The organism is uncultured Anaerococcus sp., assembly GCF_963510575.1.
GTDB lineage: Bacteria > Bacillota > Clostridia > Tissierellales > Peptoniphilaceae > Anaerococcus.
The window spans coordinates 1-5,413 of the sequence record NZ_CAUPFR010000105.1 but is presented as its reverse complement, the minus strand read 5'-3'; the positions used below and the strand labels follow the sequence as shown (position 1 = coordinate 5,413).

Here is a 5,413-nt window from a genome sequence, read left to right as displayed (position 1 = left end):
TGTAAAGGACATTTCATTTAAGCTTGGGAAAATTTATGGCATAATAGGATTCAATGGACGAGGAAAGTCAACGCTCTTAAGGTGTTTAATTGGTCTTGAGAAAAAATCAAAAGAGGAAATTTACTTTAAGGGAGAGAAACTTTCAAAAAAAGAAAGACTTAAAAACTCTTCACTTGTTATGCAAGACGTAAATCATCAGCTATTTACAGATGAGGTATTTAAAGAGCTTAGTCTAGGTGTAAAGAATTTTGATGAAGAAAAGGCAAAAATCATTTTAAAAGATTTGGGCTTAGACGAATTTATTGAAAGGCACCCAATGAGTTTATCAGGAGGACAAAAGCAAAGACTTGCAATCGCATCTGTTATGTGCAAAGATTCTACATTTGTCTATTTCGATGAACCTACAAGTGGTATGGATTATTCAAATATGGAAAAAATATCTGAGCTAATCAAAAAATATAGAAATAGAGATAAAATAATTTTTATAGTATCCCATGATATTGAGTTTTTGAATGAAGTCGGCGATGAGATTTTTGAAATATAAAAGCTAGGGCTGGAAAACAAGTTTTTGGAATTGGTAATTACTCTATAAATTTTAAATAAAATGAAATAGGATATTTTTCTTTTTAGAGGACTTATGATACAGACCATAAGCCCTCATTTATTATTTAAAAACAATGGGGAAGAATAGCGAAAAGCATGGGTCTGTGAAATTTAAATACATTCAAAAAAACCGAGCTAGGAAAAATTTAATAGGCAATTTCTTAGCGGAGCTATTGTTTTTAAGTCTTATTAAATAAAAAACTATAGAATTTATTAATATAATATTTAATATAATATGCAAGAAAAATAGTGATGTTTAGAATAGATTTACTATTTTGCAAGATCACTATTTTATAATTAGTCTTCTATTACAAAACCTATAATTCGAGCTTGAATTGCAAGCTGGGTACGGCTTGAAAATCCTGTCTTATCTAGCATGTGTTGGATATGAGTTTTCACTGTATTTAGGGAAATCCCTAGGTCTTCTGCTATCTGGTCATTGCCAGCACCTGTGGTTAAAAGTCTTAGAACTTCGATTTCTCTAGGTGTAAGTTCGGTTGATTTAGCCATGCCAAGTTTGACTTCAGGTGTTTCAATTGGATATATAGATTCACCAGCCAGGGTCCTCCCGATAATTTCTATAATTGTTTCTTTTGAAACTTCTTTGTACCAAAAACTTTCTATACCGATTTGTTTCGCCTTATTCATCCAAGAAACTTCGGGCATGCTTGTAACTGCAATAATCTTTATGTTAGGTTTTAATTTTTTGATTTTTTCTGCAGCTTCAAGTCCATTCGACCCATCTTTCATAAGTATATCCATTATTATCAAGTCGATTTTTTTATTTAGGACATAAGTATCTGCAAACATGGCGGTGTCTATAGAGTAGACAACTTCATAGTCAGGGTATTGGTCGATATTTAATCTAAACATTTCACGAGAGATGAACTGATCATCTACAATCATTATTTTATAGGTCATAGTTTACTCCTTTTGGCCAAGACAGAATTAGGGTGATATTTGAATCAAATCTAACTTCCATATTACCACCACAAGCTTCTATTCTTTGACGAATATTTTTTAAGCCACCTTTTTCTATTATCGGTGTATTAACGAACTTGCCGTCATTGGTGATTTTACAATTTATATTTACACTATCTTCTCTAAGGAAAATCCTTATATTTTTTGCTTGGCCGTGGCGTATGGCATTATTGAGTGCTTCGTGGACTGTTTCAACCAAGATTTTCAGATCACCTTCATCTTTTGGAAGCTTGCCATTGACATCAACTAAAACTCCTATGTCATTGGCTGTAGAGATTAGTTTATCAAACTTGGCTAGGTTTTTAGATGAATCTATATCATCGTTAATATTGTCACTTTCCACCTCAAACATTAATAGACTTTCTTTCCACAAATTAATTAGCTTAGCCCTATCTTCTTTGGTTTTTTCTTCCATATCCAAGTAGCGTTTAAAATATATTAGGCACTGGCCAATTTTATCGTGGATTTTTATTTTTGCTTGCAAAATTTCCTTTTGTCTAGTAAATTCTCCAACATTTTTTTGATATTCTTTTAAACTTACGTTTATTTTCTCAATCTCTTTATTTTTAGCTTTTATTTCTTGATATAAGTTCCATTCGAGTGTGATCTTATAAGCTAAGGTTTCCTTGAATTTTTCGTGGTCAACAATTTTTATTTGCCAAATATCTCCTAATGTTTCTACTATAAGAGGATTTCTTTGTAAGATTTTTGCATCCTTTTTTATATTGTTATTTCTAACGTCTTCAGCACAGGCGAGGTCATTTGCAAGCATATTTCCAAAGACAGCATAGCTTATATCCTGCATAACCCTATTTACCAAAAGGGGAGTGCCGTCATATTTCGAAAAACAAATACCATCAGGAAGGTTATCCATACTTTCTTTTATAGAATTATTACCAATTATTGTTTTACTTCTTTCTATCAATTTTTTTGAAAATATAATTTCTATGATTAAAATAAGTAGGTCGTAGAAAACAAATAAATATAGGGGAAGCTGTAAAAGTGGTTTTGCTAAATAAATCTTACCAGTACCAAGCTCTGCCAAAATCTGTAAGGGAATAAGATTTGATATAAAAATCAGTGAGCTATAAAGAAAATATTTGCGGAATACCATAGTATTTGAAGATTCTATCACTATATTAATACTAATAACTAAGATAATAGCATTAATTATAAACAATAAGCCAAGCCTATATATATTTAGACTCCCTAATTGCATAGCTTGCTCCTTTCATGAGAAATTAAAAGTTTAATTTCATTTTTCGAAATATTTTCGCTTATAAAGATTTGGTTATTTTTATAATTATCACCCAACTTGCCTAAGAAAGATTTTTCTTTCTTGCAAGTAATTTTCATAGATAGTTCAGCCATTTTGTCTTTGATATAGAAATTTATTTCAATTGAATTTACATCTGGCATATAAAATTCTAAGGAATTTTGAAATATCTCATAGAGATTAATACAAAAATCGGCATCGTAGAAGCTACTTTCTTCCCAAATTATCTTTGTTTTTACATCACTTAGACTTAAATAATCAAGTGATTCGCAAAATGCAAGTTTTAGCTCTGCTAAATTTAGGGTGTTTTTATTTTTTGTAAGCAAAAATAAATTGGAATATCTTTTTATATATACATCTAGAAAGCAAGCGTGTTTTAGTTTTTTCTCAAATAATTCTTCATCTTCTGGCAGATTAATTATAATATTGTTAAGTTTGTCAAATTGCTCTTGGAGTTTGCTATTAATATGCTCTCTGATTTGTCTTTGTTCTTCAACTTTAATCATATTTTTCTTTAAGGTATTATTTGCTTTTAAGAGTTCATTCTCGTTTAGCATATCTTCGGTCATATAAATAAGTTTTCTTTTTAATTTATTAAAATCAGTCATATCAATAAAGTAAAATGATATTCCGCCCCTTATTTTTGCACTTTCCAAGAGTGTGTTCTCATCAATGAGGATAGGACCATAAAGTGCCTTATAAACCAAGGAGGAATCAATATTTTCATAAATTTTAGGCCTATAAATCATTTGACCATTTGAATCCATGATACCAATATTTAAGGAAGATAAAGATAGGAACAATTCATATCCTCTGTTTGAAGGCAAAAGTCTCATGAATACTAGAGATTCAATAAATAGTACTACCATCAATATGTTAAATTCAGCACTCTTGAAGAAAATTTTAAAATATTCAAATTTTTCCCATCCGGTCATGTATAAAAAAGTATAAATGCCCCAGCTAATAAGAATAAATATAGGAAGTTTTACGTGACTAAGGTATCTATTTTTATATGAATAGATCATGGTGATGGCAATATTCATTATAGTTAAAAGACCAATGTAAATAATAACAAAGTAGAATATAGGTCCATACATCTTAAGGCTTGTATCATTTGGATCAAGTGAAAAAACTAGACCGTGGTAGTCGTTTGTAATAATTAGGATACTTGTAAGAAGGGTGGGTATCCATAGAAGTTGCCAAAATTTGTTTATGTTCTCTCTTTCAGATTTCCCAACATGGAGGGAAGTAAGAAAGACCAGCTGGGTTAGAATTAGGGGAAAAACCAAATATAGATATCTTATAAATCTCACTGCATATTTATCTGATATGAAGATTTCATACTTTAAGGTTCTCACAAGTAAGTAAGAAATTAGAAGAAAACCAATAAGTTTAAATCTAGCGGAAACCGAACTTCTCAAAACCCTATTTTTCATATTTCTCATCCAGAGAAAAATTACAAAACTATAAAGGGCAAATACAATTGTATGCACGGGTAAATTAAGGTAATTAAAATAATCCAAGCCGTGCAAAAGGCATGCTAAAAAAACCAGAAATATAGAAAGAATATAGCTAATAATTTCTTTTCGATACAACTTATCCTCCGATAAAATATTTTGAATTATAGAAAACGATATCACTTAAATATATTTTAAAACTAGAACAAAATAATGTCAAATTGAATCTAAAATAATCGCTCAATGCTAACGGATAATCTAGATTTTTTATTTTAGGTATGATGGTTTTTGATTTTATTTTCTTATTTAAGAAATAAATTTATTATAAATTATTATATTTTTCAAAATATCATACTTTTGGGTGATGTGGGAATTTTAAAAAGTTTATATAATGAAGATAGAAATTAATAGGTGATTTAAAAAAAATTCAAGATTAAAATTTTATTAGAAGGGCAATGGCACACGAAATAAGTAGTGATTTAAAGGTGAAAGAAGAAAAGTTTTTTTCGTATAGGGAATCTTCTAAATAAAAAATTAAAATCACAGTAAGTATGAAAACATTTTCTTAAGATATGGAGGTAGTTATGGGATTTATTAAAGCTTTTACAGGATCTATAGGCGGAACTTTTGCAGACCAATGGTTGGATTTTTATGGTCCAGGTTCGATTGAATCTGGTACTCTAGGAATATTTCCGGCAAAAGCCCAGGGACAAAACAAAGGACGTGGTCAAAATACCAAGGGAAATGAAAACATAATAACAAATGGTAGCAAGATAATTGTTCCAGAAGGCACAGCTCTAATCACTATAGAAGATGGTTTGATTACAGGAATAATCAATGAACCTGGTGGTTTTATTTATTCATCAGATGATAAAAATTCACAAAGTATTTTCGCTGGCGATGGCCCAAATGCTTCATTAATCAAGTCAACTTGGGAAAAGTTTAAATTTGGTGGTCAGGCTGGGTCTGAACAACTAGCTTTTTATGTTAACCTTAAAGAAATACCAAATAATAGGTTTGGAACCCAAAGTGAAATATATTGGGATGACGCCTTTTTTGGTACACAAGTCGGGGCGGTTACCAGAGGAACTTATAC

At 30.4% G+C, this 5,413-nt stretch carries 4 protein-coding genes and 1 pseudogene; 2 read left to right on the top strand and 3 right to left on the bottom strand.

Going from position 1 to position 5,413, the window contains the following annotated elements; genetic code table 11:
- The coding region (locus RQ907_RS07345) for an ATP-binding cassette domain-containing protein (protein WP_311492725.1) at nucleotides 1-544 on the top strand (544 nt) is incomplete at its 5' end.
- Between the two features lie 356 nt (nucleotides 545-900).
- Here RQ907_RS07345 and RQ907_RS07340 read toward each other — a convergent pair.
- Genes RQ907_RS07340 through RQ907_RS07330 form a run of 3 tightly spaced genes read right to left on the bottom strand, consistent with a single transcriptional unit; the run spans nucleotide 901 to nucleotide 4,296 of the window.
- Nucleotides 901-1,524: a response regulator transcription factor gene (locus RQ907_RS07340; protein WP_311492724.1), complete on the bottom strand. Its 624-nt coding sequence runs from the start codon at nucleotides 1,522-1,524 to the stop codon at nucleotides 901-903.
- Entirely contained in the window at nucleotides 1,514-2,803 is a 1,290-nt protein-coding gene (locus RQ907_RS07335; protein WP_311492723.1) for an ATP-binding protein, read from the bottom strand. The genes RQ907_RS07340 and RQ907_RS07335 overlap by 11 nt, the downstream gene beginning before the upstream one ends.
- A complete protein-coding gene (locus RQ907_RS07330) occupies nucleotides 2,794-4,296 on the bottom strand; it encodes a hypothetical protein (protein ID WP_311492722.1) in 1,503 nt (500 codons plus the stop codon). The genes RQ907_RS07335 and RQ907_RS07330 overlap by 10 nt, the downstream gene beginning before the upstream one ends.
- 605 nt (nucleotides 4,297-4,901) lie before the next feature.
- On the opposite strand from RQ907_RS07330, the pseudogene RQ907_RS07325 reads away from it, so the two are divergent.
- Nucleotides 4,902-5,413: pseudogene (locus RQ907_RS07325) on the top strand (SPFH domain-containing protein); the annotation flags it as partial.

What these genes read in the sequence shown, in the direction of transcription:
- RQ907_RS07330 (WP_311492722.1), bottom strand. Translation starts at nt 4,296, where the DNA reads ATGAAAAATAGGGTTTTGAGAAGTTCGGTTTCCGCTAGATTTAAACTT.
- RQ907_RS07335 (WP_311492723.1), bottom strand. Translation starts at nt 2,803, where the DNA reads ATGCAATTAGGGAGTCTAAATATATATAGGCTTGGCTTATTGTTTATA.
- RQ907_RS07340 (WP_311492724.1), bottom strand. Translation starts at nt 1,524, where the DNA reads ATGACCTATAAAATAATGATTGTAGATGATCAGTTCATCTCTCGTGAA.